Raw genomic sequence first — 26890 nt, forward strand, 5'->3', positions numbered from 1 at the left:
TTCGTTCCTCACAGTCCTGCGTGGGCGGCGATGGCGGCAGCGATGGCCAGGGCCAGCTCGCCCGGCTTGCGTTTGATCGAGTAGTTCAGCAACTCCGGGTGATTTTCGACGAAGCTGGTATTGAACTGACCGCTGCGGAAATCCGGACTGGCGAGAATCTGCTGGTAATAGGTGGCGGTGGTTTTCACGCCCTGCACGCGCATGTCGTCCAGCGCACGCGAGCCGCGGGCCAGCGCCTCTTCCCAGGTCAGTGCCCAGACGATCAGCTTCAGGCACATGGAGTCGTAATACGGCGGAATGGTGTAGCCGGTGTAGATCGCCGTATCGGTGCGTACGCCGGGGCCGCCGGGCGCGTAATAGCGGGTGATCTTGCCGAAGCAGGGCAGGAAGTCGTTGCGCGGCTCTTCGGCGTTGATGCGGAACTGCAGGGCGAAGCCGCGATACTGGATGTCTTCCTGCTTGACCGAGAGCGGCTGACCGGAGGCGATGCGGATCTGCTCACGGACGATATCGATGCCGGTGATTTCCTCGGTGATGGTGTGTTCCACCTGCACCCGGGTGTTCATCTCCATGAAGTACACCTCGCCATCGGCGAGCAGGAACTCCACGGTGCCGGCGTTCTCGTAACCCACCGCCTTGGCGGCGCGCACGGCGAGGTCGCCGATATAGGCGCGCTGTTCCGGGGTCAGCTGCGGGCTCGGCGCGATCTCGATGAGCTTCTGGTTGCGCCGCTGGATCGAGCAGTCACGCTCGAACAGGTGCACGGTGTTGCCGAAGGAATCGGCGAGAATCTGCGCCTCGATATGCTTGGGCTCGACGATGCATTTTTCCAGGAATACTTCGGCGCTGCCGAAGGCCTTGGTCGCCTCGGAAATCACCCGCGGGTAAGCCGACTCCAGCTCAGCCTGCGAGTTGCAGCGACGAATGCCGCGCCCGCCACCACCGGAGGTGGCCTTGAGCATCACCGGATAGCCGATGCGCTCGGCTTCGCGCAACGCTTCGGCCAGGTCGGCGACGTTGCCTTCGGTGCCTGGCGTAACCGGCACGCCGGCCTTGATCATGCTGCGCCGCGCTTCGGTTTTGTCGCCCATGCGGCGGATGACTTCGGCGCTGGGGCCGACAAAGCGAATACCACGCTCGGCGCAGATTTCCGCCAGTTCAGCATTCTCGGAGAGAAAGCCATAGCCTGGATGCAGCGCATCGCAGCCGGTTTCCACGGCCAGGTTCACCAGCTTGCGGGGGTTCAGGTAGCCGGCCAGCGGGTCTTCACCAATGAAATGCGCTTCGTCGGCGCGCTTGACGTGTAGCGCATGGCGGTCGGCTTCGGAGAAAACCGCCACCGAGCGGACATCCATTTCGGCACAGGCGCGGACAATGCGCACCGCGATTTCCCCGCGGTTGGCGATCAGCAGCTTCTTGATCACGCTGTCTTTCCTCGGATCGTTGAGCAGGCGACCCGCGTGCGGGTCATGATCACTCGCATTCGCAACGAGCCGTTTCACCCTACGCCCGCAGGGGTGATTACTGAAAATGAATAATTGTTTGATTGATGATAAGTAATTACTTATACATGCCGGGAAACGGCTCTAAAACTGGCCGAACGGTCAACCCTGCCTGGCGAACCGAATCTCGCAGCCATTCCAGACTATTTCGGAGAACGTGATGCGAAAATCGCTTATGCGCATGACATTGCGCCAGCTTCAGGTCTTTCGCGCCGTATGCGAAACGCACTCCTACAGCCGCGCCGCCGAAGAAATGTCGCTGACCCAACCGGCCGTGAGTCTGCAGATTCGCCAACTGGAAGAATTGGTCGGGCAGCCGTTGTTCGAGTACGTCGGCAAGAAGCTCTATCTCACCGATGCCGCCGAAGCACTGCAACGCGCCAGCACGGATATCTTCGGCAGGCTGGACAGCCTCGACATGCAATTGTCGGATATCCAGGGCTCGCTGCAGGGCCAACTCAACCTGGCCGTGGAGTCCAGCGCCAAGTACGTCACGCCGCACCTTTTCGCCGCATTCAAACGCCTGCACCCAGAGGTCAGCCTGCAACTGGTGGTGGTCAACCATGCCCAGGCGGTCAAGCGCCTGTCGGTCAGCCGTGACGACCTGCTGATCATGTCTCAAGTGCCCACGGACATGGACCTGGAGTTCATGCCTTTCCTGAACAACCCAATCATTGCCGTAGCGCCACCGGACCATCCTTTGTGCCACGCCGCCACCCTGTCGCTGCAGGACCTTACCGGCTACCCGCTGCTGGTGCGCGAGCCGGGTTCGGGCACGCGGCGGGCGGGGGAAGACTACCTGCGGCAGAAACGTGCACATTTCGCCCAGACCATCCAGGTCGCATCGCTGGATGCGTTGCGCGAGTGCGTGGTGGCCGGGCTCGGCCTGGCGCTGCTGCCGCGGCATGCGGTGCACCTGGAACTGGCTAGCGGGCTGCTGCGTGAACTGCCCGTCGAGGAGCTGCCGCTGTATCGCAGCTGGTGCGTGGTACATCCGCGCGGCAAGCGCCTGAGCCCGGTGGCTCAGGCGTTTTTCACCTTTCTCCGTGAAGAGCGCGCGCAGATCAGTGCGCTGACGGAGCGCTTCGCCGGCTCGCCGACACGCCCTGCAACGAGCTGAGCACCAGCGCATCGGCGTAGTCGTTCAGTTCGGCGTGAAGTTGGCGCTGCTCGGTATAGCTTTCGATGGCGCGGCGAAAGCGCATGCGGCGCTCATCCTGCTGTTTGCGACGGGTCTTGCTGTCGAGCTGGCTGCTGTCGTCGGTGTGCCGGAGCATGAGGCGATCTCCCAGAACAGGTAAGGAGAGACCAGCATCGACGCAGCGGATGACAACCTGAAGTCAGCGTGATTACGTAACAGTGAAGACGCAACGGCGCCTCAATCGTCGTGCGGCTTGATCTTCTGCGGCGACAGGCGAAGGCTGCGCAAGCTGCGCTTCACGCTCTTGAGGTGGTTGACCAGGCTCGGCCCGCGCGCCATCGCGACCCCCATCGCCAGCACGTCGATCACCACCAGATGGGCGATACGCGAGGTCAGCGGGGTATAGATCTCGGTGTCTTCCTGCACATCGATGGCCAGGTTGATGGTGGCCAGCTCGGCCAACGGCGTCTGGCTCGGGCACAGGGTGATCAGCGTCGCGCCGGATTCACGCACCACGTTGGCGGTGATCAGCAGATCCTTCGAGCGACCGGACTGCGAGATGCAGATCGCCACGTCGGTGGGCTTGAGTGTCACCGCAGACATGGCCTGCATGTGCGGATCGGAATAGGCCGCGGCTGACAGCAGCAGACGGAAGAATTTGTGCTGGGCATCGGTGGCCACCGCGCCGGATGCGCCGAAACCGTAGAACTCCACGCGCTCGGCCTTGGCCATGGCAGCGATAGCGCGCTGCAGCGCCTCGGGATCGAGCCGTTCGCGGACTTCCATCAGGGTGTGCAGCGTGGTGTCGAAGATTTTCAGTGCGAAATCCGCGACCGAATCGTTCTCGCTGATGGCGAACTGGCCGAAGCTGGCGCCCGCGGCCAGGCTTTGCGCCAATTTGAGCTTCAGATCCTGGAAGCCCAGACAGCCGATGGCACGACAGAAACGCACGATGGTCGGCTCGCTGACCCCGACCACATGAGCCAGGTCAGCCATGGAACTGTGCATCACCGAGGCCGGATCGAGCAGGACATGGTCGGCCACTTTCAGCTCAGACTTCCGTAGCAGGCTTCTGGATTGGGCGATGTGCTGCAGCAGATTCACGTTCCGGACTCGCTATGATCACGTTTGACGGCTTTGCCTGGCGCAATCAGCGCCGCTCAGCCGTCAGCGGGTTGTAGTGGGGCGGTAGTTATACTACAAGCCTCGACATGACGCCCATTTTTTGCCCCTGGGAGAGATTCGATGTCGATATCCTGTGACATGCTCGTGTTCGGCGGAACCGGTGACCTGACGCTGCACAAGCTGCTTCCGGCGCTCTATCACCTGCACCGCGACGGGCGCCTGCATGCCGATGTGCGGATTCTCGCCTTGGCGCGCAAGAAGCTCGATCGCGACGGCTACCTGGCCCTGGCCGAACGCCACTGCCGCGCCCAGATCGCTCGCGCCGACTTCAGTCCCGACACCTGGCAAGCCTTTGCCCAGCGCCTCGATTATTTCGCCATGGACGCCTCACAGCGCGGCGACTACGTGCGCCTCGCCCAGTATCTCGGCCAGGCCGAAGGCCGGGTCCGGGTGTATTACCTGGCGACCGCGCCGGACCTGTTCGAGCCAATCGCCGTCAATCTCCAGAGCGCCGGCCTAGCCGGCGACGATGCGCGCATCGTGCTGGAGAAGCCCATCGGCCACTCGCTGGATTCGGCGCTGGAGATCAACGAAGCGATCGGTGCGGTGTTTCCCGAATCACGCATCTATCGGATCGACCATTACCTGGGCAAGGAGACGGTGCAGAACCTCATGGCCTTGCGCTTCGCCAATGCGCTGTTCGAGCCGATCTGGCGCGCCGGGCACATCGACCATGTGCAGATCACGGTAGCCGAGACCCTCGGCGTGGAGAACCGTGGCGGCTACTACGACAATGCCGGCGCGATGCGCGACATGCTGCAGAACCACCTCTTGCAGCTGCTCTGCCTGGTGGCGATGGAAGCGCCGGTGCGTTTCGACGCCAAGCACATCCGCGGCGAAAAGGTGAAAGTGCTCGAGGCGCTCAAGCCGATCACCGGCAACAACGTGCTGGACAAGACCGTGCGCGGCCAATACGGCGCCGGTCGCATCGGCGGCCACGACGTGCAGGCCTACTACTTCGAGCCCAACATCGACAACGACAGCGACACCGAAACCTTCGTCGCGGTGAAGGCCGAGATCGACAACTGGCGCTGGGCCGGCGTGCCGTTCTACCTGCGCACCGGCAAACGCATGGCGCGCAAGCGCTCGGAAATCATCATCACCTTCAAGCAGGTGCCGCATTTGCTGTTCAGCAAGGGCGAGGTGAATCGCCTGGTGATCAGCCTGCAGCCCGAAGAAAGCATCAGCCTGCAGTTGATGGCCAAGGCGCCCGGCAAGGGCATGCAACTCGAGCCGGTGGAGCTGGACCTCAATCTGGCGCATGCCTTCAGCAGCACGCGACGCTGGGAGGCCTACGAGCGGCTGCTGCTGGACGTGATCGAGGGCGACTCGACGCTGTTCATGCGCCGCGACGAGGTGGAAGCAGCCTGGAATTGGGTCGATCCGATCCTGCGCGGCTGGGGCAGCTACTACCGCAAACCGCGGCCCTACCCCGCCGGCGAAGATGGACCCGAGCAGGCCCATCAATTCATCGAGCGCCAGGGGCATCGCTGGTGGCAATGACATACCTAACCGGCAACTAATTCGAACTTCCCCGCAGGCCGCGTATTACGCGCGATAGAGCGGATCGAGAGACTTCCTGATATAGCCGAATACGGCCTTGGCAACTAGCATGAATAACTAGCTCTGCCTCGGCCGTCATCCACCGTCATATGCGCGTCATTTCAGCTAAATATAACTGGCCGCCTGCCATGCATATTTGCAGCAGCTGCACGCAGGCTCTTCGCCCGATACGCCCCGCTACACTTCCCTATCAGAACGCACCGTCAGCCGCCGGCACGAGACGGCCTTCCCGCGCACCTGAAACAGGCTGAGAGCCAGCGGTCATGAGGCTTGCAGAGCCTACTCACCGATCATCGTCGAACTTGCACAACTAATCGGCGTCAGACTTCTTGGGTTCGCTCACATCTTAAGCAGTAACTAGCCGAACAACTTCCCTGCGTCGAAAAGAAACAGACTGAAACATCCTCCCCGCAATCGCAGCTATCGCGGGCGATCCAGCGATATATGTACGACTCTGCACTTCGCATAATTGGAAGTTCGGGTTGAGAAACCCTGGCGGATATGCCTACCCTAATAAGGAATTCAATCAACAACCCCAAAGGCATTGTTTTGAGTTTCCCTACCGTAGTGCTCCGTCGCCCAACCGACGGCGACGGTTACAACCTGCATCAGCTGGTGGCGCGCTGCCAGCCCCTCGATACCAATTCGGTTTACTGCAACCTGCTGCAGTGCTCTGATTTTGCCGACACCGCCATCGCCGCAGAGAACGCTCAAGGCGAACTGGTTGGTTTCATCTCGGGTTACCGCCCCCCTTCCCGCCCGGACACACTGTTCGTCTGGCAGGTCGCCGTCGACAGTTCGATGCGCGGTCAGGGGCTGGCCCTGCGCATGCTGCTGGCACTCACCGCCCGTGTGGCTGGCGAGCACGGCGTGCGCTTCATGGAAACCACCATCTCTCCGGACAACGCGGCGTCCCAGGCGCTGTTCAAGCGGGCATTCGACCGGCTGGGTGCCGAGTGCACCACGCGCACCCTGTTCTCCCGCGCCGCGCACTTCGGCGGCCAGCACGAGGACGAGGTGCTCTACCGCGCCGGCCCGTTCACCGTTTCCCATCTAGAAGAAGAGCTCAAGGAGCACGCATGAAAACTTTTGAACTGAACGAATCCAAGGTTCGTAGCTACTGCCGTTCCTTCCCCGTGGTCTTCAACCAGGCCCAGGGCGCCGAACTGGTTACCCAGGACGGCAAGCGCTACATCGACTTCCTCGCCGGTGCCGGCACGCTCAACTACGGGCACAACCACCCGGTACTCAAGCAGGCGCTGCTCGAGTACATCCAGAACGACGGCATCACCCATGGCCTGGACATGTACACCGCGGCCAAGGAGCGTTTCCTCGAGACCTTCAACCGGCTGATCCTCGAACCGCGTGGCATGGGTGACTACCGCATGCAGTTCACCGGCCCGACCGGCACCAACGCGGTCGAGGCGGCGATGAAGCTGGCGCGCAAGGTCACCGGACGCAACAACATCATCAGCTTCACCAACGGTTTCCACGGCTGCAGCATCGGCGCGCTGGCCGCGACCGGCAATCAGCATCACCGTGGCGGCTCAGGCATCAGCCTCACCGATGTCAGCCGCATGCCGTACGCCAACTACTTCGGCGACAAGACCAACACCATCGGCATGATGGACAAGCTGCTCTCGGATCCTTCCAGCGGCATCGACAAGCCGGCTGCGGTGATCGTCGAGGTGGTGCAAGGTGAAGGCGGCCTGAACATCGCGTCCAGCGAGTGGATGCGCAAGCTGGACAAGCTTTGCCGCAAGCACGAAATGCTGCTGATCGTCGACGATATCCAGGCCGGTTGCGGCCGCACCGGTACCTTCTTCAGCTTCGAGGAAATGGGCATCCATCCGGATATCGTGACCCTGTCCAAGTCGCTGTCCGGTTATGGCCTGCCGTTCGCCATGGTGCTGCTGCGTCCGGAGCTGGACCAGTGGAAGCCGGGCGAGCACAACGGCACCTTCCGCGGAAACAACCACGCCTTCGTCACCGCCACTGCCGCCGTCGAACACTTCTGGCAGAACGACGAATTCGCCAACAGCGTGAAGGCCAAGGGCAAGCGTATCGGCGACGGTATGCAGCGCATTATCCGCCGCCATGGTCCGGATTCGTTGTTCCTCAAGGGCCGCGGAATGATGATCGGCATCAGCTGCCCGGATGGCGACATCGCCTCCGCCATCTGCCGCCACGCCTTCGAAAACGGCCTGGTGATTGAAACCAGCGGCGCTCACAGTGAAGTGGTCAAGTGCCTCTGCCCGCTGATCATCAGCGACGAGCAGATCGACAAGGCGCTCGCCATTCTCGACAAGGCTTTTGCCGCCGTGATGAGCGAGCAAGCCGCGAACCAGGCTTCCTGAGGTATTTGCAATGATCGTTAGAACCCTCGCCGAGTGCGAGCAGAGCGACCGTAAGGTCCACAGCAAGACCGGCACCTGGGACAGCACCCGCCTGTTGCTCAAAGACGACAACATGGGTTTCTCGTTCCACATCACCACCATCTACGCTGGCACCGAGACGCACATCCACTACCAGAACCACCTGGAGTCGGTGTACTGCATGAGCGGCAATGGCGAGATCGAGACCATCGCCGACGGCAAGATCTACAAGATCGAACCCGGCACGCTGTACATCCTCGACAAGCACGACGAGCACCTGCTGCGTGGCGGCAGCGAGGACATGAAGATGGCTTGCGTCTTCAATCCGCCGCTCAACGGCAAGGAAGTACACGACGAAAGCGGTGTTTACCCGCTGGAGGCCGAAACCGTCTGATACCGGTTTACCGGGGCGGCCGCCGAGCCGCCCCGCCATCACAAGAGAAAGGAGGTATGCGTGAACCCTATGCAAGCCGACCTGTATCCCTCGCGCCAGGAAGACCAGCCCAGCTGGCAAGAACGCCTGGATCCGGTCGTCTACCGCAGCGACCTGGAGAATGCGCCGATAGCGGCGGAGCTGATCGAGCGTTTCGAGCGCGACGGCTACCTGGTCATCCCCAATTTGTTCAGCGCCGACGAAGTCGCGCTGTTTCGCGCCGAACTCGAGCGCATGCGCCAGGACCCGGCCGTCGCCGGCTCCGGCAAGACCATCAAGGAACCTGACAGCGGCGCGGTCCGCTCGGTGTTCGACATCCACAGTGACAACGAACTGTTCGCCCGAGTGGCGGCAGACGAGCGCACCGCCGGCATCGCGCGCTTCATTCTCGGCGGTGATCTGTACGTGCATCAGTCGCGGATGAACTTCAAGCCAGGCTTCACCGGCAAGGAGTTCTACTGGCACTCGGACTTCGAGACCTGGCACGTCGAGGACGGCATGCCGCGCATGCGTTGCCTGTCCTGCTCGATACTGCTGACCGACAACGAGCCGCACAACGGCCCGCTGATGCTGATGCCCGGTTCGCACAAGCACTACGTGCGCTGCGTCGGTGCCACGCCGGAAAACCACTACGAGAAATCCCTGCGCAAGCAGGAGATCGGCATCCCCGACCAGAACAGCCTGAGTGAGCTGGCGAGCCGCTCCGGTATCGACTGCGCCACCGGCCCGGCTGGCAGCGTGGTGTTCTTCGACTGCAACACCATGCACGGCTCCAACGGCAACATCACACCCAGCGCGCGGAGCAATCTGTTCTACGTCTACAACCATGTGGATAATGCCGTGCAGCCGCCGTTCTGCGAGCAGAAGCCCCGCCCGGCCTTCGTTGCCGAGCGCGAAGATTTCAAGCCGCTGGACATTCAGCCGCAACAGTATCTCTGAGGCGATCGGGCGCGTCTGATGACGGGCCCGATCCCTTGGTTTGGCCGATCGCTTATTGGCCCAGGGATGAACTCACTTCCAGCTCGTTGATCGACAGGTGCGCCAGCCGCGCCGGGCCCGTCAACGGCCTGCCAGATTCGGACGCAATATAAAGATGCATACCGTAGAAAAGATCGGCGGCACGTCGATGAGCCGCTTCGAGGAAGTCCTCGACAACATCTTCATCGGCCGCCGGGAAGGCCCCGCGCTGTACCAGCGCATCTTCGTCGTCTCGGCCTACAGCGGCATGACCAATCTGCTGCTGGAACACAAGAAGACCGGCGAGCCGGGTGTTTACCAGCGCTTCGCCGACGCCCAGAGCGAAGGCGCCTGGCGCGAAGCACTGGAACATGTGCGCCAGCGCATGCTGGAAAAGAACGCCGAACTGTTCAGTTCCGAGTACGAGCTGCACGCCGCCAACCAGTTCATCAATTCGCGCATCGACGATGCCAGCGAGTGCATGCACAGCCTGCAGAAGCTCTGCGCCTACGGCCATTTCCAGCTCTCCGAACACCTGATGAAGGTGCGCGAGATGCTCGCCTCCCTTGGCGAAGCGCACAGCGCCTTCAACTCGGTGCTGGCGCTCAAGCAACGTGGTGTCAATGCGCGCCTGGCCGACCTCACCGGCTGGCAGCAGGAAGCACCGCTGCCGTTCGAGGAGATGATCGCCAGCCACTTCGCCGGTTTCGACTTCGCCCGCGAACTGGTGGTCGCCACCGGCTATACGCATTGTGCCGAAGGCCTGATGAACACCTTCGACCGCGGCTACAGCGAGATCACCTTTGCCCAGATCGCTGCCGCCACCGGCGCGCATGAAGCGATCATCCACAAGGAATTCCACCTCTCCAGCGCCGACCCGAACCTGGTCGGAGCCGACAAGGTGGTCACCATCGGCCGCACCAACTACGACGTCGCCGACCAGCTGTCGAACCTCGGCATGGAGGCAATCCACCCGCGTGCGGCCAAGACCCTGCGCCGCGCCGGTGTCGAGCTGCGCATCAAGAATGCCTTCGAACCGGATCACGGCGGCACCCTGATCAGCCAGGACTACAAGAGCGAGAGGCCTTGCGTAGAGATCATCGCGGGGCGCAAGGACGTGTTCGGCATCGAGGTGTTCGATCAGGACATGCTCGGCGACATTAGCCACGACATGGAAATCAGCAAGCTGCTCAAGCAGCTCAAGCTCTATGTGGTGAACAAGGACTCCGACGCCAACAGCATCACCTACTACGCCTCCGGCTCGCGCAAGCTGATCAACCGCGCCGCGCGGCTGATCGAGGAGAAGTACCCGGCCGCTGAGGTCACGGTGCACAACCTGGCCATCGTTTCGGCGATCGGTTCGGACCTCAAGGTCAAAGGCATTCTCGCCAAGACCGTGGCGGCACTGGCCGAAGCGGGCATCAGCATCCAGGCGATCCACCAGTCGATCCGCCAGGTGGAAATGCAGTGCGTGGTCAACGAAGAGGACTACGACGCCGCGATCGCAGCGCTGCACCGCGCGTTGATCGAGCCGGAAAACCATGGCGACGTGATCGCCGCGGCCTGATCGCAGCATCACTCAAAACGCCGGGCTCGCCCGGCGTTTTGCTGTCTGGACGCTGACGCCGATCAATACTGCCAGCACCGCGCAGGATGACTATGGAGACAAGAAGCACGTCACGCCTTACCCGCTAATGCCTGACCTGCTCGCCGGCTTACCCACCATGCAGGAGTTGCCATGTTTCCCGAGTACCGCGATCTGATCACCCGCCTCAAGGCAGAAAACAAGACCTTTGCTCACCTGTTCGACGAACACAACGAGCTGGATCAACGGGTCAAAAACATCGAAGCGCACATCGTGCCCGGCACCGACAGCGAAGTGGAGAACCTGAAAAAGGAGAAGCTGCAGCTCAAGGACCGGCTCTACCAGATGCTCAAGGAAGCATCCGCCGCGTGATCCTTCGGCGCCCTGCTCAGGCGGGGCGCCCTTCCTTCATCCGGGAATATTGCAGACGACGCGCAATCGGTCGGCAAGCGCAGTAAAATGCCGCGCTTCTTCGATGCCCTCCTGCGAGTCCCGCGCCATGAGCACCCCCTACCGCACCGAGCTGCTGTCGCCTGCCGGCACGCTGAAATCCATGCGCTACGCCTTCGCCTACGGTGCCGATGCGGTATACGCCGGGCAGCCGCGCTACAGCCTGCGTGTGCGCAACAATGAGTTCGATCACGCCAATCTCAAGCTCGGCATCGACGAAGCGCATGCCCTGGGCAAGCAGTTCTACGTGGTGGTCAACATCGCCCCGCACAACGCCAAGCTGAAGACCTTCATCAAGGACCTTGAGCCGGTGGTGGCGATGGGGCCAGACGCGCTGATCATGTCCGATCCCGGCCTGATCATGCTGGTGCGCCAGCATTTCCCCGAGCAAACCATCCACCTCTCGGTGCAGGCCAACGCGGTGAACTGGGCCACGGTCAAGTTCTGGGAAAGCCAGGGCGTGAGCCGGGTGATTCTTTCCCGCGAGCTGTCGCTGGAGGAGATCGACGAGATCCGCAAGCAGGTGCCGGGCATGGAGCTGGAAGTCTTCGTCCACGGCGCCCTGTGCATGGCTTACTCCGGCCGCTGCCTGCTGTCGGGCTACATCAACAAGCGCGACCCCAACCAGGGCAGCTGCACCAACGCCTGCCGCTGGGAGTACAAGACCCACGAGGCGAAGGAAAACGAGATCGGCGACATCGTCCACAAGTACGAGCCGATCGCCGTGCAACGAGCCGATCCTGCCAGCCCTGAGCCGACGCTGGGCGCCGGTGCACCGACCGATGAAGTATTCCTGCTCGAGGACAGCAGCCGCCCGGGCGAATTCATGTCCGCGTTCGAGGACGAGCACGGCACCTACATCATGAACTCCAAGGACTTGCGTGCCGTGCAGCATGTAGAGCGCCTGGTGCAGATGGGCGTGCACTCGCTGAAGATCGAGGGCCGCACCAAGAGCCATTACTACGTGGCGCGCACCGCGCAGGTCTATCGCAAGGCCATCGACGATGCCCTCGCCGGCCGGCCGTTCGACAAATCGCTGATGGACACCCTGGAATCGCTGGCCCACCGCGGCTACACCGAGGGCTTCCTGCGTCGTCACGTGCATGACGAATACCAGAACTACGAACGCGGATTCTCGGTCTCCGAGCGCCAGCAGTTCGTCGGCGAGCTGACCGGCGAGCGCCGCAACGGTTTGGCCGAGGTGAAGGTGAAGAACCGCTTCGCCGTTGGCGACAAGCTGGAGCTGATGACGCCGCAAGGCAACCTCAACCTGCGGCTGGAGCAGCTGGAGAACAAGCGCGGCGAAGCGATGGAAGTGGCGCCGGGCGATGGCCATACCGTCTACCTGCCGGTGCCGGACGACGTCGACCTGCGCTACGCGCTGCTGATGCGCGAACTGGAAGGCACGACTACTCGCGGTTGAGGTGAGGGCTGGCGTCGCGTTGCGACGCCAGCGCCTAGCGCAGCAGTTCGGCGAACTGCAGGGCCGGCACCGGTGGGCTGAGCAGGTAGCCCTGAATCTCGTCACACAGGTTGGCCTTGAGGAAATCCATCTGCGCCTGGGTTTCCACGCCCTCTGCCACCACCTTGCGCTCCAGGCTGTGAACCATGGCGATGATCGCCCGGGTAATCGCCGCGTCCTGACTGGAATGCTCCAGCTCGCTGATAAACGAACGGTCGATCTTCACGTAGTCCACCGGAAAGCGCTTGAGGTAGCTCAGCGACGAGAAACCGGTGCCGAAATCGTCGATGGCCAACTTCACGCCCAGCGCACGCAGCTGTTCGCTGATGCTGATGGCGTTGTCGATATCATCGAGCAACTGGCTTTCGGTCAATTCCAGCTCCAGCATCGTCGCCGGCAGGCCGGTTTCCTCCAGCACCTGGCGTACCAGGCTGACGAAGTTGCCCTGGCGTAACTGCTTGACCGAGAGGTTCACCGAAACGCGGATCTCGGCCAACCCGTCCAGCTGCCACTGACGCGCCTGGCGGCAGGCCTCGCGCAGGACGAACTCACCGAGCGGAATGATCAGGCCGGTCTCTTCGGCCAGCGGAATGAAGTGGGCCGGCGCGACCAGCCCCCGCTGCGGGTGACGCCAGCGCACCAGCGCTTCTGCGGCTTCGAGGGCGTCGTCGGCAAGGCTCAGGCGCGGCTGGTAGAACACCTCCAGCTGGCCGACGTCGATCGCCTTGCGCAGCTGATTTTCCAGCTGCAGGTATTGCATGCCAGAAGCCTGCGGCCGATCGGTGAAGAACTGCAGCGTGTTGCCGCCCAGGTGCTTGGCATGCTGCATGGCCGTGCTGGCCTGGCGCAGCAACACCTCCGCGTCACGGCTGTTGTCCGGCATCAGGCTGACACCGATGGAGGCGCTGATCACCAGTTCCTGCTCGTCGATGACCATCGGCTTGCGGATTCGCTGCAGCAGCCGGCTGCCCAGGTGCGCCAGGCCGCTGAGGCTGCCGTAGGCGTCTATCAGCACGACGAATTCGTCGCCGGACAGGCGTGCAATGGTGTCGGCCTCGGCCAGGGTCTGCGACAGTCGGCGCGAGACCTCGCGCAGCAGGGCATCGGCGGCCTCGTGCCCGAGGCTTTCGTTAAGCAGCTTGAAGCGATCCAGATCGATGTACAGCACGGCGATGTTGCGCCCATTGCGGCGCACGCGCTGGCAGGCGTCATGCAGGCGCTCCTTGAGCAAGCCACGGTTGGCCAGCCCGGTGAGGTCGTCGTAGTGGGTCAGGTAACGCAGACGTTCCTCGACCTTGCGGCGCACGCTGAGATCGGAAATGAAGGCGACCACATGGGTGACGCTGTTGTTGGCGTTACGCACCTCACGCAGCTGCACCCACTGCGGATAGACCTCGCCACTCTTGCGCGTCTCGATCAGCTCGCCCTGCCAATGACCTTGTCGCTCCAGCGCTTCGCGCATCGTTTCATACTGTCGCTGGGTTTCCGGCGAACCGGCGATGCGCGCAATGCTGCGCCCCAGCAGCTCCTCGCGCCCATAGCCCGACAGGGTGCAGCAGGCGTCATTGACCGCCAGCACACGGTAGCTGTCGTTCATGATCACCATGCCTTCGCTGGCCGCCTCGAATACCGTCGCAGCCAGACGCTGCTGCTCGGCCTGGCTGCGCAGCTCGCTGATGTCACGGCGGGTGCCGATCATCCGCAGCGCACGGCCAGCGGCGTCGCGCTGGATCACGCGGCCGCGATCTTCGAGGCAGATTTCGCTGCCGTCGGCGCGCAGTGCCCGGTATTCAACGGTGAAGAGGTCGGTTTCACCCTTCAAGTGCGCGATCAGCGTGGCGCGCACACCATCCAGATCCTTCGGGTGCACATCCGGTAGCGGCGAGCCGTTTTCATCACTGCCACGCTGCAGCCCGACGCCAAACACGACTTCCAGGCGGGAATGATGGACATGGTTGTTCTTCAGATCCCAGTCCCACAGACCGAGACCGCTGGCATCCAGCGCCAGATTGAGCCGCGCCTCGCTTTGCCCGAGCTCATCGGCGACATGCGCGAGCTCAGCGGTACGCTCGGCAACCCGTTGCTCGAGGCCATCGTAGGCGCTGCGCAGTTGCTGCTCGGCATGGCATCGCTGCTCGATTTCCGAAGCCAGGCGGCGATTGAGCGAATCGGCATCGCGGCCTGCTGCTTCCAGCCGTTCGATCAGCTGTTGCCGGTGCGAGCGCTGCTCTAGCCCGTCACTGACCAAGCGATTGATCTGCCAGGCGACCAGGCTCAGTGTCGCCAGCACGATCATCGCCAACAAGCCCCAACCCTGTTGCAGCGGATGGCCACTGGTCAGCAGTAACAGCCCTGCTGGAAGCAGGCTGGGCAAAGCGAAACTGAAAAATGCGGGAAGACTGACGCCATAGGCGACGCTGGCTGCGACGACGACCGAACCGATCAGCCCGTACAGCAACGCCTGAGTGGCAAAGGCATCGGCGGGCACCAGAACCACCATCGCATAGGCCAGGCTCACCGCAGACACGCCACTGCCGAGCAGAAAGCGCCAGCGCCAGCACCGCGCCGCTTGCGCCTCGGGGCTGGCCCGGTTGAAAGCGAAGACCTGTTGCAAACGCACCAGCCCAAGAGCGGCCATCCACGCCAGCCAGATTCCAAGCCCGATGCCGCCCTGCTCGTCCCACAGCACCACGCCGCAGACCAGCGTGGCAAGCAATAACAGCAGGGCGGGCATGCGCGCGCCCCGATAAAGCAACCGGGTGCGTTCGGCAGCCTGGTCGATCACTGGGACCCCATCTGGGCTTTGCTGTACTGATGCCGGGCAGGCAGTTCGAATGGAATCGGTCATGAATATTGTTCTAGTAATAGCTGCACCCGAATGAGGCTCGACGGAACCAAACCGCGGTCGATAATGGCACGTTGCTAGCGCCGCGTCATACCATGGTGCGTCGGAAAAACGGCGACAGGTACGCCAACCGACCAGTGGAAGTGTTCGCGAAGCGCACTTCGGGCCCATGCCAGCTACGTGGGATTGCCAAGTTCGGCGCCGCCGATTGGACTACCGGGCGAGCGCAGCGCAGGCATTTCCAATAGAATGCCGCGATGCATGACGATCTCTCTCTCCTCCTGAATTCCCTCAACGATGCTCAGCGCCAGGCCGTGGCCGCGCCGCTGGGACGTCAACTGGTATTGGCTGGCGCCGGCTCGGGCAAGACCCGCGTACTGGTACACCGCATCGCCTGGCTGCATCAGGTCGAACGCGCCTCGCTGCACTCGATCCTGTCGGTGACCTTCACCAACAAGGCTGCCGCCGAAATGCGTCAGCGCATTGAGCAGCTGTTGCACGTCAACCCGCAGGGCATGTGGGTCGGCACCTTCCACGGCCTGGCCCACCGCCTGCTGCGGGCGCACTGGCAGGAAGCCAAGCTGGCGCAGAACTTCCAGATTCTCGATTCCGACGACCAGCAGCGCCTGGTCAAGCGGGTGATCCGCGAACTCGGCCTCGACGAGCAGCGCTGGCCGGCACGCCAGGCGCAGTGGTGGATCAATGGGCAGAAGGACGAAGGCCTGCGCCCCAAGAACATCCAGGCCGGCGGCGACCTGTTCCTCGCCACTCAGCTGAATATCTACGAAGCCTACGAAGAAGCCTGCGCTCGCGCCGGCGTGATCGACTTCTCCGAACTGCTGCTGCGTGCGCTGGATCTGTGGCGCGATCATCCGGGCCTGCTCGAGCACTATCAGCGGCGCTTCCGCCATGTGCTGGTCGACGAGTTCCAGGACACCAACGCGGTGCAGTACGCCTGGCTGCGGCACTTGGCCAAGGGCGGCGAAAGCCTGATGGTGGTCGGCGACGACGACCAGTCGATCTATGGCTGGCGCGGCGCGCGCATCGAAAACCTGCACCAGTTCAGCGCCGATTTCCCGGACGCCGAAACCATCCGCCTGGAACAGAACTACCGCTCCACCGCCTGCATCCTCAAGGCCGCCAACGCGCTGATCGCCAACAACCAGGGCCGTCTCGGCAAGGAACTCTGGACTTCCGGTTGCGAGGGCGAGCCGATCAGCCTGTACGCCGCCTTCAACGAGCACGACGAAGCGCGCTACGTGGTCGAAAGCATCGAGAAGGCCATCCGTGACGGCATGAGCCGCAGCGAGATCGCCATCCTTTATCGCTCCAACGCCCAGTCGCGGGTGCTGGAAGAGGCGCTGTTGCGCGAGAAGATTCCCTACCGCATCTATGGCGGCCAGCGCTTCTTCGAGCGTGCCGAGATCAAGAATGCCATGGCCTACCTGCGCCTGATCCAGACCCGCGACAACGACGCGGCGCTGGAACGGGTAATCAACGTGCCAGCGCGCGGCATCGGTGAGAAGACCGTCGAAGCCCTGCGCCAAATGGCGCGTGAGCTGGGCCTGTCGATGTGGGCGGCGCTGCATCAGGCGGTCGGTACCAAGGCGGTCTCGGGCCGCGCAGCCAGCGCGCTGAACGGCTTCGTCGAACTGGTCGACACCCTGGCGCTGAAGGTCGAGGGCATGCAGCTGCACAACATGGCGCAGCTGGTCATTGAGCAATCCGGGCTGCTGGCCTATCACCGCGACGAGAAAGGCGAGAAGGCCCAGGCGCGGGTGGAAAACCTCGAGGAACTGGTCTCCGCCGCACGTGCTTTCGACAGCTACAGCGAAGAGGATGACGACATCCAGTCTCCGCTGGCCGCCTTCCTCGACCACGCCTCGCTGGAGGCCGGCGAACAGCAGGCCGGCGACCACGAGGACAGCGTGCAGCTGATGACCCTGCACAGCGCCAAGGGTCTGGAGTTCCCGCTGGTGTTCCTGGTCGGCATGGAAGAAGGCCTGTTCCCGCACAAGATGAGCCTGGAGGAATCCGGCCGTCTGGAAGAGGAACGCCGCCTGGCCTACGTCGGCATCACCCGCGCCATGCAGCAGCTGGTGATCACCTACGCCGAAACCCGCCGGCTCTACGGCAGCGAGACCTACAACAAGATCTCGCGCTTCGTCCGTGAAGTGCCGCCAGCGCTGATCCAGGAAGTTCGCCTGAGCAATACCGTGACGCGCTCGTTCAGCGGCAAGAGCATGAGCGGCTCGTCACTGTTCGATGGCGCCGGCGTGCCGGAAACGCCGTTCAACCTTGGCCAGCGCGTGCGCCATTCGCTGTTCGGCGAAGGCACCATCCTCAACTTCGAAGGCTCCGGTGCGCAGGCGCGGGTGCAGGTTAACTTCGAGGATGAGGGCAGCAAGTGGCTGATGCTCAGTTACGCAAAACTTGAAGCCCTTTGAGGTTGACGCTAACGTCAAGGCCTCATACCAACAAGAAAGACCAAGGAAACCGACCCATGAAACGCCGCCATCTGTTCGGTGCTGCCGCTGCCTTGCTTGCGACCCTCGGCCTTGCCGGCTGCAATGACGACAAGAAAGTCGAAACCGCAAGCCAACAAGCCGCCAGCGAACCCGCCAAGACCTACACCTGGAAGATGGTCACGGCCTGGCCGAAGAACTATCCCGGCCTCGGCACCGCCGCCGAACGCCTGGCTGATCGCGTCAAGGTGATGAGCGACGGCCGCCTGACCATCAAGGTCTATGCCGCTGGCGAGCTGGTCCCGGCGCTGGAAGTGTTCGACGCCGTGTCCCGCGGCACCGCCGAACTCGGTCACGGCGCTGCCTATTACTGGAAAGGCAAGGTGCCCACCGCGCAGTTCTTCACCTCGGTTCCGTTCGGCCTGTCCGCCATCGAAATGAATGCCTGGCTGAGCAGAGGCGACGGCCAGAAGTTCTGGGAAGAGGCCTATGCACCTTTCGGCGTGAAACCCATGGTGGTCGGCAATACCGGCATGCAGATGGGCGGCTGGTACAACAAAGAAATCAATGCGCTGGGCGACCTGCGCGGGTTGAAGATCCGCATGCCGGGTCTGGGCGGCGAAGTGCTAGCGCGTCTCGGTGCCACCACCGTCAACCTGCCTGGCGGTGAGGTGTTCACCGCGCTGCAGACCGGCGCCATCGACGCCACCGATTGGGTCAGCCCGTACAACGACCTGGCTTTCGGCCTGCACAAGGCAGCCAAGTACTACTACTACCCGGGCTGGCAGGAACCGCAGGCGGTGCTGGAGCTGCTGGTCAACCAGAAGGCGATGGATACCCTGCCTGAGGATCTGCAGGCGATCCTCACCGAGGCGACCCGCGCAGCCAGCCGCGACATGATGGACGACTACGTCTACAACAACGCCCTGGCACTCGACCAGCTCAAGCAGCAGGGCGTGCAGCTCAAGCGCTTCCCCGACGAAGTGCTCGACGCCATGCAGGAGCAATCGGAACTGGTACTCGGCGAACTGGCCGCACAAAGCGAGTTGAACGGTCGCATCTGGGCGTCGATGAAGGCCTTCCAGGAGCAGGTCAAGCCGATGCACGAGATCTCCGAGAAGGAACTGTATAACTGGCGCTGAGCCAGCCTCCAGCAAGACGGAGCCGCCAAGGCTCCGTTTTCGCATCCGCCTAGCGCACCTATGACCGCCACCCCGCCGCGACCAACGGTCGCAAGCAAAAGCCAGTAACATACTGCCCCTGGCCAACGCCTGCCCGGCTCGGCAGGATGGCGCGCGTACTCCACTTCTTTATAGCGGGAACACTCAATGCAACGTGTGCTTAGCATTTTCATGGCGCTGTGTATCAGCCTGACCTTCGCGCTCGACGCCCACGCCAAGCGCTTCGGCGGCGGCAAGAGCTTCGGCTCGGCACCGAGCCACCAAACCCGCCAGGCGCCCCAGCAGACCCAGGCTGCGCCGAATCAGGCAGGTCGTCAGACGCCCGCCGCCGCCAGCGGTGCTTCCCGCTGGCTCGGCCCATTGGCCGGTCTGGCCGCCGGTGGCCTGCTCGCTTCCATGTTCATGGGCGACGGCTTCGAAGGCATCCAGTTCATGGATATCCTGATCTTCGGCGGGATCGCGTTCCTGCTGTTCCGCTTCCTCGCCGCCCGTCGTCGCCAGCAGCAGCCGGCCATGGCCGGCCACGCGCCGATGCAGCGTGAAATGCCGCAGCAGCCGGCCACTTCGATCTTCGGTGGCAGCGCCGCCCCGGTAGCTGCCGCTCCGGTGATCAATGCCCCGTCCTGGTTCAACGAGCAGAGCTTCGTCGCTGCCGCCCGCGAGCATTTCCTCTCGCTGCAGCAGCACTGGGATGCCAACGAGATGGACAAGATTGCCGAGTTCGTCACCCCGCAACTGCTGGGCTTCCTCAAGCAGGAGCGCGCCGAAATCGGTGATGCCTACCAGGCAACCTACATCGACGATCTGCAGATCCAGCTCGATGGCGTCGACGACGATGCCGAGAAAACCACCGCGACCCTGACCTTCAACGGTGTATCGAAGACTTCGCGCTTCGACCAGGGCGAGCCGTTCAGCGAAAGCTGGCGCATGGAGCGTGCCCAGGGCGAGAACCAGCCATGGGTCGTTGCCGGTATCCGCCAGAACAGCTGATCAATGCAGTGAAGAAATCTGGTCTGCCGCAGGGCAGACCACAGACAAACCCCGCCACTTGGCGGGGTTTGTCGTTTGGCGACGGTGATCACGGTCGTAGCACCCAATGCAAGGAGCCGACCGCGGGGGCTCCCACGGTCGGATCAACCAAGCGCCCTTCACTCCTTGAGGAAGGCCAGCAGATCGTTATTGAAGCGATCCTTGTGAGTGTCGGTCAGGCCGTGTGGCGCGCCGGGATAGACGATCAGCTTCGCGCCCTTGACCAGTGCAGCGGACGCCTTGCCAGAGCTGTCCAGCGGCACGATCTGATCATCGTCGCCGTGGATTACCAGCGTCGGCACGTCGAACTTCTTCAGGTCGCCGCGAAAGTCCGTGGCCGAGAACGCGGCGATCGAGTCGTAGGTGTTCTTGTGCCCCGCCTGCAGGCCCTGGGCACGCCAGTTGTCGATCAGCCCCTGGGACACCTTGGCACCCGGACGGTTGTAGCCGTAGAACGGACCGGAGGCGAGGTCGAGGTACAGCTGCGAGCGATCCTCCAGCGAGGCCTTGCGAATGCCGTCGAAGACTTCCAGCGGCAGGCCGCCCGGGTTATCCGCCGTTTTCAGCATCATCGGCGGCACGGCGCTGACCAGCACGGCCTTCTTCACCCGTTTGGTGCCGTGGCGACCGATGTAGCGTGCCACCTCACCGCCACCGGTGGAGAAGCCCACCAGGGTGACGTCCTTCAGGTCGAGCGCTTCGATCACCGCGGCCAGGTCGTCGGCGTAATGATCCATGTCGTTGCCTTCCCACGGTTGACTGGAGCGGCCGTGGCCGCGGCGGTCGTGGGCAATTACACGATAGCCCTCGGATGCAAGAAACAGCATCTGCGATTCCCAGCTGTCCGAGTTCAGCGGCCAGCCGTGGCTGAAGGTAACTACCGGGCCGTCCTTCGGGCCCCAGTCCTTGTAGTAGAGCTGCACGCCGTCAGCGGTAGTGATGGTGCTGGCAGTGCGAGCACTGGTGATGCTGGACGTCGGTTGCGTGGCCTGCTCGGGCTGTGCGGCGAAAACCGGCTGCATCGCGATGGCCAGCAGCGGGAGGGTGAAGGTACGGATGATTGCATTCATGGCGTGTGGCTCCTGTTCTTAGTTTGGGGGCGGTCGGGATCAGTCAGCGATGATCAGCGTTACGTCGATATTGCCGCGGGTGGCGTTGGAGTACGGGCAGACCACGTGGGCTTGCTCGACCAACCCTTGCAACACGTCGCGGGCAATGCCGGGAGCAGCGATGGTCAGCTCGGCCTCGATGCCGAAACCGGTAGGGATCTGGCCGATGCCGACCTTGCCGGTGATGCGGGTGTCGGCGGGCAATGCGACCTTCTGCTTGCCGGCGACGAACTTCAGTGCACCGAGAAAGCAGGCCGAGTAACCGGCGGCGAACAGCTGCTCAGGATTGGTGCCGGAGCCGCCAGCGCCACCCAGTTCACGCGGGGTGGACAGCTGCACGTCGAGCGCCTGGTCGGAGGAGCTGGCGCGGCCTTCGCGTCCGCCGGTGGCGGTTGCAGTGGCGGTGTAGAGGATTTTTTCGATGGTCATGGCTACGGTTCCTGTTCTGTTGGTAGGCCAGGGCGTTGTTGCCCGGTGAGCGCTATTCTGCTCACCAGAGAAAACTATTGGTGACGTAGAATCCGTAAAACATGATCAGGAGTACGAAAATGGCCGACAGGCTCGCCGCGCTGATGACGCAATTCCCGATGAGTGCACAGGTGTTCAATACCGGGCCGCTGTGCGGCATCAACACGCTGCAAAGCGATGGCGTGCACGGGCAGCTGCATCTGGTGCGTAGCGGTGTCGTTGAAGTGCACTACGGCCAGGAAACACTGCAGGTCGAACGCCCCAGCCTGCTGCTGTTCCCGCGGCCGCTGACGCATCGCTTCTTCGTCGCACCTGGGCAGCAGGCCGATATGGTCTGCGCGAACCTGTCGTTCGAGGGTGGCGCCAGCAACCCCATCGCGTCGGGCTTGGCCGATGTCGTCTGCATGCCGCTGGACGAAGTATGGGGCGCCGAGCCGGTGCTCACGCTGCTGTTCGAGGAGGCCTTCGAGCAGCGCTGCGGGCGCGTGGCAATGGTCGAGCGCCTGCTCGAAGTGGTGATGATCCAGGTGTTGCGTCAGTTGATGGAAAGCGACGCGGTCAATGGCGGGCTGCTGTCCGGCCTGGCACATCCACGCCTGCGCAATGCGCTGGTGGCGATGCACGAGGCGCCGGCGCAGGACTGGACGCTCGAAGAGCTTGCTGGCGTCGCCGGGATGTCGCGCAGCGTATTCGCCACGGCATTCCGCGAAACGGTCGGCACCACGCCGGGACACTATCTACAGGGCTGGCGCGTCCGGCTGGCACAAAAGGCCCTGCGCCGTGGACGGCCGCTGAAGATGGTCGCAATCGAAGTGGGTTACGGCAGCGAAGCCGCGTTCTCCAGAGCCTTCAAGGCGAACTCCGGGCTGTCGCCGCGTGAATGGAAGAACCAACTGTCCATGCCAGCCAATCCCTGAGCGCAGCAGGCGCTTCTCTTTCCGCTCCGTCGAACCGCACAGGGTACCCACAAGCGAAACGCGGAATTAACCCGTCGCTTTTTGCAGCCTTGACTAAGCTCCTTGGCAGACGCCGGCAAAGCATCGGCGTTCCAGCCTGATAAGAAAGGAGAACCTCCGATGGATATGAACCGTCGACAGTTCTTCAAGGTCTGCGGTGTAGGCCTTGGGGCGTCGAGCATGGCGGCATTGGGCATGGCCCCACCAACGGCATATGCCGAGTCGATCCGGCATTTCAAACTGACCAACACGCGCGAAACCCGCAACACCTGCCCCTACTGCTCCGTCGGTTGCGGGCTGATCCTCTACAGCCAGGGCAGCGGCGGCAAGAACGTCGCGCAGAACATCATCCACATCGAAGGCGACTCCGATCACCCGGTCAATCGCGGCACCCTTTGCCCGAAAGGCGCGGGCCTGCTCGACTTCGTCCACAGCCCCAACCGCCTGCCCCATCCGGAAGTCCGCGAAGCTGGCAGCAACGAGTGGAAGCGCATCGAGTGGAGCGACGCCCTCGACCGCATCGCCCGGCTGATGAAGGACGACCGCGATGCCAACTTCATCGAGCGCAACGACAAAGGGCAGACGGTCAACCGTTGGCTGAGCACAGGTTTCCTCGCCGCCTCGGCATCCTCCAACGAGGCCGGCTACATCACCCACAAAGTGGTTCGTTCACTCGGCATATTGGCGTTCGATAACCAAGCACGTGTCTGACACGGCCCGACGGTGGCAAGTCTTGCCCCGACGTTTGGCCGTGGAGCCATGACCAATCACTGGAGTGATATCCAGAACGCTGACTTGGTCCTGATCATGGGTGGCAACGCCGCCGAAGCGCATCCGTGCGGCTTCAAGTGGGTCACCGAGGCCAAGGCGCGCAACAAGGCGCGCCTGGTGGTGGTCGATCCGCGCTTCACCCGCTCGGCCTCCGTGGCCGACATGTATGCGCCTATCCGCACCGGCACCGACATCGCCTTCCTCGGCGGATTGATCAACTACCTGCTGGAAAACGACAAGATCCAGCATGAGTACGTGGTCAACTACACCGACGTCTCGTTCATCGTCAAAGAGGGCTTTGGCTTCGAGAACGGCCTGTTCAACGGTTACGACGCCGAGAAACGCGCCTACCCGGACAAGTCCAGCTGGAGTTATGAGCTGGATGAGGACGGCTTCGCCCGCGTCGACAAGAGCCTCACCCACCCGCGCTGCGTCTATAACCTGCTCAAGCAACACTACAGTCGCTACACGCCGGAGGTGGTCAGCAACATCTGCGGTACACCGCAGGACAAGATGCTCCAGGTCTGGGAGACCATCGCCGAAACCTCGGCGCCGGGCAAGGTCATGACCATCATGTATGCCCTAGGCTGGACGCAGCATTCGGTCGGCTCGCAGATGATCCGCACCGGTGCCATGGTGCAACTGCTGCTCGGCAACATCGGCATGCCCGGCGGCGGCATGAATGCCCTGCGCGGTCATTCCAACATCCAGGGCCTGACCGATCTGGGCCTGCTCTCCAACCTGCTGCCCGGCTACATGACCCTGCCGCTGGACGCCGAACAGGACTACACGGCCTATATCACCAAGCGCACTGCCAAGCCGCTGCGCCCCGGGCAGTTGTCGTACTGGCAGCACTACGAGAAATTCCACGTCAGTCTGATGAAGGCCTGGTACGGCAAGAACGCCACGGCGGAGAACAACTGGGGCTACGACTGGCTGCCGAAGCTGGATATCCCCGGCTACGACGTGCTCAAGGTCTTCGACATGATGTACCAGGGGCAGGTGAACGGTTATTTCTGCCAGGGCTTCAACCCCATCGCCTCGTTCCCCAACAAGGCCAAGGTCAGCGCTGCGCTGGCCAAGCTCAAGTACCTGGTGATCATGGACCCGCTGGCCACCGAGACCTCGGAGTTCTGGCGCAATGCCGGCGAGTACAACGACGTCGACACGGCCAGCATCCAGACCACGGTGTTCCGCCTGCCGACCACCTGCTTCGCCGAGGAGGATGGCTCGCTGGTCAACAGCGGGCGCTGGCTGCAATGGCACTGGAAGGCCGCCGAGCCGCCCGGGCAGGCGCAGACCGACGTGGTGATCATGGGCGGACTGTTCCATCGTCTGCGCGAGCTGTATCGCAAGGAAGGCGGCGCCTACGCCGAACCGCTGCTCAACATCGACTGGGCCTATCGCCAGCCGGAGGAACCGAGCGCCGAGGAGATCGCCCAGGAGTACAACGGCAAGGCCCTGAGCGATGTGTTCGACCTGCAGACCGGAGCGCAGGTGGCCAAGGCTGGCGAGCTGCTGCCGGGCTTCGGCCTGCTGCGTGCCGATGGCAGTACCTCGAGCGGCTGCTGGATCTTCTGCGGTTCCTGGACCCAGGCCGGCAACCAGATGGCCCGGCGCGACAATGCCGACCCCTACGGCATGGGCCAGACGCTGGGCTGGGCCTGGGCCTGGCCGGCCAACCGCCGCATCCTCTACAACCGCGCCTCGGCCGACCCTGCGGGCAACCCGTGGGACGCGCAGAAGAAACGCCTGGTCTGGTGGGACGGCGGCAAGTGGGGCGGCACCGACGTGCCCGACTTCAAGGTCGACTCGCGACCCGAGGACGGCATGAACCCGTTCATCATGAACCCCGAAGGGGTGGCGCGGTTGTTCGCCGTGGACAAGATGAACGACGGCCCATTCCCCGAGCACTACGAACCGTTCGAGACGCCCATCGGGCGCAACCCGTTGCATCCGGGCAACCCCCAGGCCATCAGCAACCCGGCCGCGCGGGTATTCAAGAACGACATGGAGCTGTTCGGCACCGCGGAGGACTTCCCCTACGCGGCCACCACCTACCGGCTGACGGAGCACTTCCACTTCTGGACCAAGCATTGCCGGCTCAACGCGATCACCCAGCCAGAGCAGTTCGTCGAGATCGGCGAGGTACTGGCCAACGAGCTGGGCATCACCGCCGGCGAGCGGGTCAAGGTGTCGTCCAACCGCGGCTACATCAAGGCGGTGGCGGTGGTGACCAAGCGCATCAAGCCGCTGACGGTGGACGGGCAGACCGTGCACCAGATCGGCATTCCGCTGCACTGGGGCTTCGCCGGGGTGGCCCGCAACGGCTACCTGACCAACACGCTGACGCCGTTCGTGGGTGACGCCAACACCCAGACGCCGGAGTTCAAGTCGTTCCTGGTCAACGTGGAGAAGGCATGATGGCTACTCAAGACGTGATTGCCCGCTCCGCCACGACCACCGAGCGGCCGTCGATCCGCGAGATCGGCGAAGTGGCGAAACTCATCGATGTCTCCAAGTGCATCGGCTGCAAGGCCTGCCAGGTGGCGTGTTCGGAATGGAACGACCTGCGTGACGAAGTCGGCACCAGCAACGGGACCTACGACAACCCGATCGACCTCACCGCCGAATCCTGGACGGTGATGAAGTTCGCCGAGTACGAGAACCCCGGCAGCGGCAACCTGGAGTGGCTGATTCGCAAGGACGGCTGCATGCACTGCGCCGACCCGGGCTGCCTCAAGGCCTGCCCGGCGCCGGGGGCGATCGTGAAGTACGCCAACGGCATCGTCGACTTCAACCAGGACCACTGCATCGGCTGCGGCTACTGCATCACCGGTTGCCCGTTCGACGTCCCGCGCATCTCCGAGAAGGACAAGAAGGCCTACAAGTGCACGCTCTGTTCCGACCGCGTATCGGTCGGCCTGGAGCCGGCCTGCGTGAAGACCTGCCCCACCGGGGCCATCGTCTTCGGCAGCAAGGACGACATGAAGGAGCATGCCGCCGGGCGCATTGCCGATCTGAAGGAACGCGGTTTCGACCAGGCCGGCCTGTATGACCCCGATGGCGTTGGCGGTACGCACGTGATGTACGTGCTGCACCATGCCGACCAGCCCTCGCTGTACAACGACCTGCCGAACGAGCCAACCATCAGCCCGCTGGTCGGCCTGTGGAAAGGCGTGACCAAGCCCCTGGCCCTGCTGGGCATGGGCGCGGCGGTGCTGGCCGGCTTCTTCCACTACACGCGAGTCGGTCCGATTCGTGTCGAGGAAGAGGACGACAAGGCCGAACTCAGCGAGCCCGTGGTGCACCAGGTCGATCCTTCGGTGCATGTGGTCGACCCCAAGGAGCCGCGACCCTGAATCCGGCGGCCCCGTTCGCGGGGCCATCCTCGGAGTCGATCGCTCAAGGAG

Annotated in this window: 21 protein-coding genes; 15 read left to right on the top strand and 6 right to left on the bottom strand. The window is 63.1% G+C overall.

Annotation, left to right across the window (positions count from 1 at the left end; translation table 11 throughout):
• Positions 1 to 8: 8 nt before the first annotated feature.
• Positions 9 to 1424 carry an acetyl-CoA carboxylase biotin carboxylase subunit gene (locus SM130_RS20815; RefSeq protein ID WP_102826658.1) on the bottom strand — a complete coding sequence of 472 codons (1416 nt, stop codon included), beginning with the start codon at positions 1422 to 1424 and terminating at the stop codon, positions 9 to 11.
• Between the two features lie 238 nt (positions 1425 to 1662).
• On the opposite strand from SM130_RS20815, the gene SM130_RS20820 reads away from it, so the two are divergent.
• On the top strand, positions 1663 to 2622 hold the full coding sequence (locus SM130_RS20820) for a LysR family transcriptional regulator (protein ID WP_102826657.1): 960 nt from the start codon (positions 1663 to 1665) through the stop codon (positions 2620 to 2622).
• Here the strand turns inward: SM130_RS20820 and SM130_RS20825 are convergent.
• Both SM130_RS20825 and hexR read right to left on the bottom strand, forming a co-directional pair.
• Positions 2567 to 2779, bottom strand: a complete 213-nt coding sequence (locus tag SM130_RS20825) for a PA3496 family putative envelope integrity protein (RefSeq protein ID WP_102826656.1) — start codon at positions 2777 to 2779, stop codon at positions 2567 to 2569. The two genes, SM130_RS20820 and SM130_RS20825, sit on opposite strands and share 56 nt — an antisense overlap.
• A 101-nt stretch (positions 2780 to 2880) precedes the next feature.
• A complete protein-coding gene (gene hexR, locus SM130_RS20830) occupies positions 2881 to 3747 on the bottom strand; it encodes a transcriptional regulator HexR (protein WP_102826655.1) in 867 nt (288 codons plus the stop codon).
• Positions 3748 to 3888: 141 nt separating this feature from the next.
• Between hexR and zwf the strand changes: the two genes are divergently transcribed.
• From zwf to yegQ, 8 genes are all read left to right on the top strand, one after another.
• The gene (gene zwf / locus SM130_RS20835) at positions 3889 to 5331 is read left to right on the top strand and encodes a glucose-6-phosphate dehydrogenase (RefSeq protein ID WP_102826654.1); all 1443 of its coding nucleotides are present in this window, start codon (positions 3889 to 3891) and stop codon (positions 5329 to 5331) included.
• Between the two features lie 627 nt (positions 5332 to 5958).
• Positions 5959 to 6474 (top strand): diaminobutyrate acetyltransferase, encoded by a 516-nt coding sequence (gene ectA / locus SM130_RS20840; RefSeq protein ID WP_181019299.1) that lies wholly within the window; start codon positions 5959 to 5961, stop codon positions 6472 to 6474.
• The gene (gene ectB, locus SM130_RS20845) at positions 6471 to 7748 is read left to right on the top strand and encodes a diaminobutyrate--2-oxoglutarate transaminase (RefSeq protein WP_102826652.1); all 1278 of its coding nucleotides are present in this window, start codon (positions 6471 to 6473) and stop codon (positions 7746 to 7748) included. Before ectA ends, ectB begins: the two co-directional genes overlap by 4 nt.
• Positions 7749 to 7758: 10 nt before the next feature.
• Positions 7759 to 8160 (top strand): ectoine synthase, encoded by a 402-nt coding sequence (locus SM130_RS20850; protein WP_102826651.1) that lies wholly within the window; start codon positions 7759 to 7761, stop codon positions 8158 to 8160.
• Between the two features lie 69 nt (positions 8161 to 8229).
• Positions 8230 to 9138 (top strand): ectoine hydroxylase, encoded by a 909-nt coding sequence (thpD, locus tag SM130_RS20855; RefSeq protein WP_102826650.1) that lies wholly within the window; start codon positions 8230 to 8232, stop codon positions 9136 to 9138.
• A gap of 154 nt (positions 9139 to 9292) precedes the next feature.
• Entirely contained in the window at positions 9293 to 10723 is a 1431-nt protein-coding gene (locus tag SM130_RS20860) for an aspartate kinase (protein ID WP_102826649.1), read from the top strand.
• Positions 10724 to 10894: 171 nt separating this feature from the next.
• On the top strand, positions 10895 to 11113 hold the full coding sequence (locus SM130_RS20865) for a YdcH family protein (RefSeq protein ID WP_102826648.1): 219 nt from the start codon (positions 10895 to 10897) through the stop codon (positions 11111 to 11113).
• Between the two features lie 127 nt (positions 11114 to 11240).
• Complete coding sequence (gene yegQ, locus SM130_RS20870; protein ID WP_102826647.1) at positions 11241 to 12614, top strand: tRNA 5-hydroxyuridine modification protein YegQ; 1374 nt, start codon at positions 11241 to 11243, stop codon at positions 12612 to 12614.
• Positions 12615 to 12648: 34 nt separating this feature from the next.
• Here yegQ and SM130_RS20875 read toward each other — a convergent pair whose 3' ends face one another.
• Positions 12649 to 15501, bottom strand: a complete 2853-nt coding sequence (locus tag SM130_RS20875; protein WP_102826646.1) for a putative bifunctional diguanylate cyclase/phosphodiesterase — start codon at positions 15499 to 15501, stop codon at positions 12649 to 12651.
• Positions 15502 to 15755: 254 nt separating this feature from the next.
• Here SM130_RS20875 and uvrD point away from each other — a divergent pair, with 254 nt between their 5' ends.
• The 3 genes from uvrD (at position 15756) to SM130_RS20890 (ending at position 20134) form a co-directional block, all read left to right on the top strand.
• Positions 15756 to 17945, top strand: a complete 2190-nt coding sequence (gene uvrD, locus SM130_RS20880; protein WP_102826645.1) for a DNA helicase II — start codon at positions 15756 to 15758, stop codon at positions 17943 to 17945.
• Between the two features lie 56 nt (positions 17946 to 18001).
• The gene (locus tag SM130_RS20885) at positions 18002 to 19105 is read left to right on the top strand and encodes a TRAP transporter substrate-binding protein (RefSeq protein ID WP_102826644.1); all 1104 of its coding nucleotides are present in this window, start codon (positions 18002 to 18004) and stop codon (positions 19103 to 19105) included.
• A gap of 186 nt (positions 19106 to 19291) precedes the next feature.
• Positions 19292 to 20134: a Tim44 domain-containing protein gene (locus tag SM130_RS20890; protein ID WP_102826643.1), complete on the top strand. Its 843-nt coding sequence runs from the start codon at positions 19292 to 19294 to the stop codon at positions 20132 to 20134.
• 158 nt (positions 20135 to 20292) lie between these two features.
• Here the strand turns inward: SM130_RS20890 and SM130_RS20895 are convergent, their stop codons facing one another.
• On the bottom strand, positions 20293 to 21243 hold the full coding sequence (locus SM130_RS20895) for an alpha/beta fold hydrolase (protein WP_102826642.1): 951 nt from the start codon (positions 21241 to 21243) through the stop codon (positions 20293 to 20295).
• Positions 21244 to 21282: 39 nt separating this feature from the next.
• Complete coding sequence (locus SM130_RS20900; protein WP_102826641.1) at positions 21283 to 21711, bottom strand: organic hydroperoxide resistance protein; 429 nt, start codon at positions 21709 to 21711, stop codon at positions 21283 to 21285.
• A gap of 119 nt (positions 21712 to 21830) precedes the next feature.
• Between SM130_RS20900 and SM130_RS20905 the strand changes: the two genes are divergently transcribed.
• From SM130_RS20905 to fdxH, 3 genes are all read left to right on the top strand, one after another.
• Positions 21831 to 22667 carry an AraC family transcriptional regulator gene (locus SM130_RS20905; protein ID WP_102826640.1) on the top strand — a complete coding sequence of 279 codons (837 nt, stop codon included), beginning with the start codon at positions 21831 to 21833 and terminating at the stop codon, positions 22665 to 22667.
• Positions 22668 to 22826: 159 nt separating this feature from the next.
• On the top strand, positions 22827 to 25901 hold the full coding sequence (gene fdnG, locus SM130_RS20910) for a formate dehydrogenase-N subunit alpha (RefSeq protein ID WP_102826639.1): 3075 nt from the start codon (positions 22827 to 22829) through the stop codon (positions 25899 to 25901).
• Positions 25901 to 26839, top strand: a complete 939-nt coding sequence (gene fdxH / locus SM130_RS20915; protein ID WP_102826638.1) for a formate dehydrogenase subunit beta — start codon at positions 25901 to 25903, stop codon at positions 26837 to 26839. The genes fdnG and fdxH overlap by 1 nt, the downstream gene beginning before the upstream one ends.
• The last annotated feature ends 51 nt before the right edge of the window (positions 26840 to 26890 follow it).

This window comes from Stutzerimonas stutzeri (genome assembly GCF_038561965.1).
Taxonomy (GTDB): Bacteria; Pseudomonadota; Gammaproteobacteria; order Pseudomonadales; family Pseudomonadaceae; genus Stutzerimonas; species Stutzerimonas stutzeri_AA.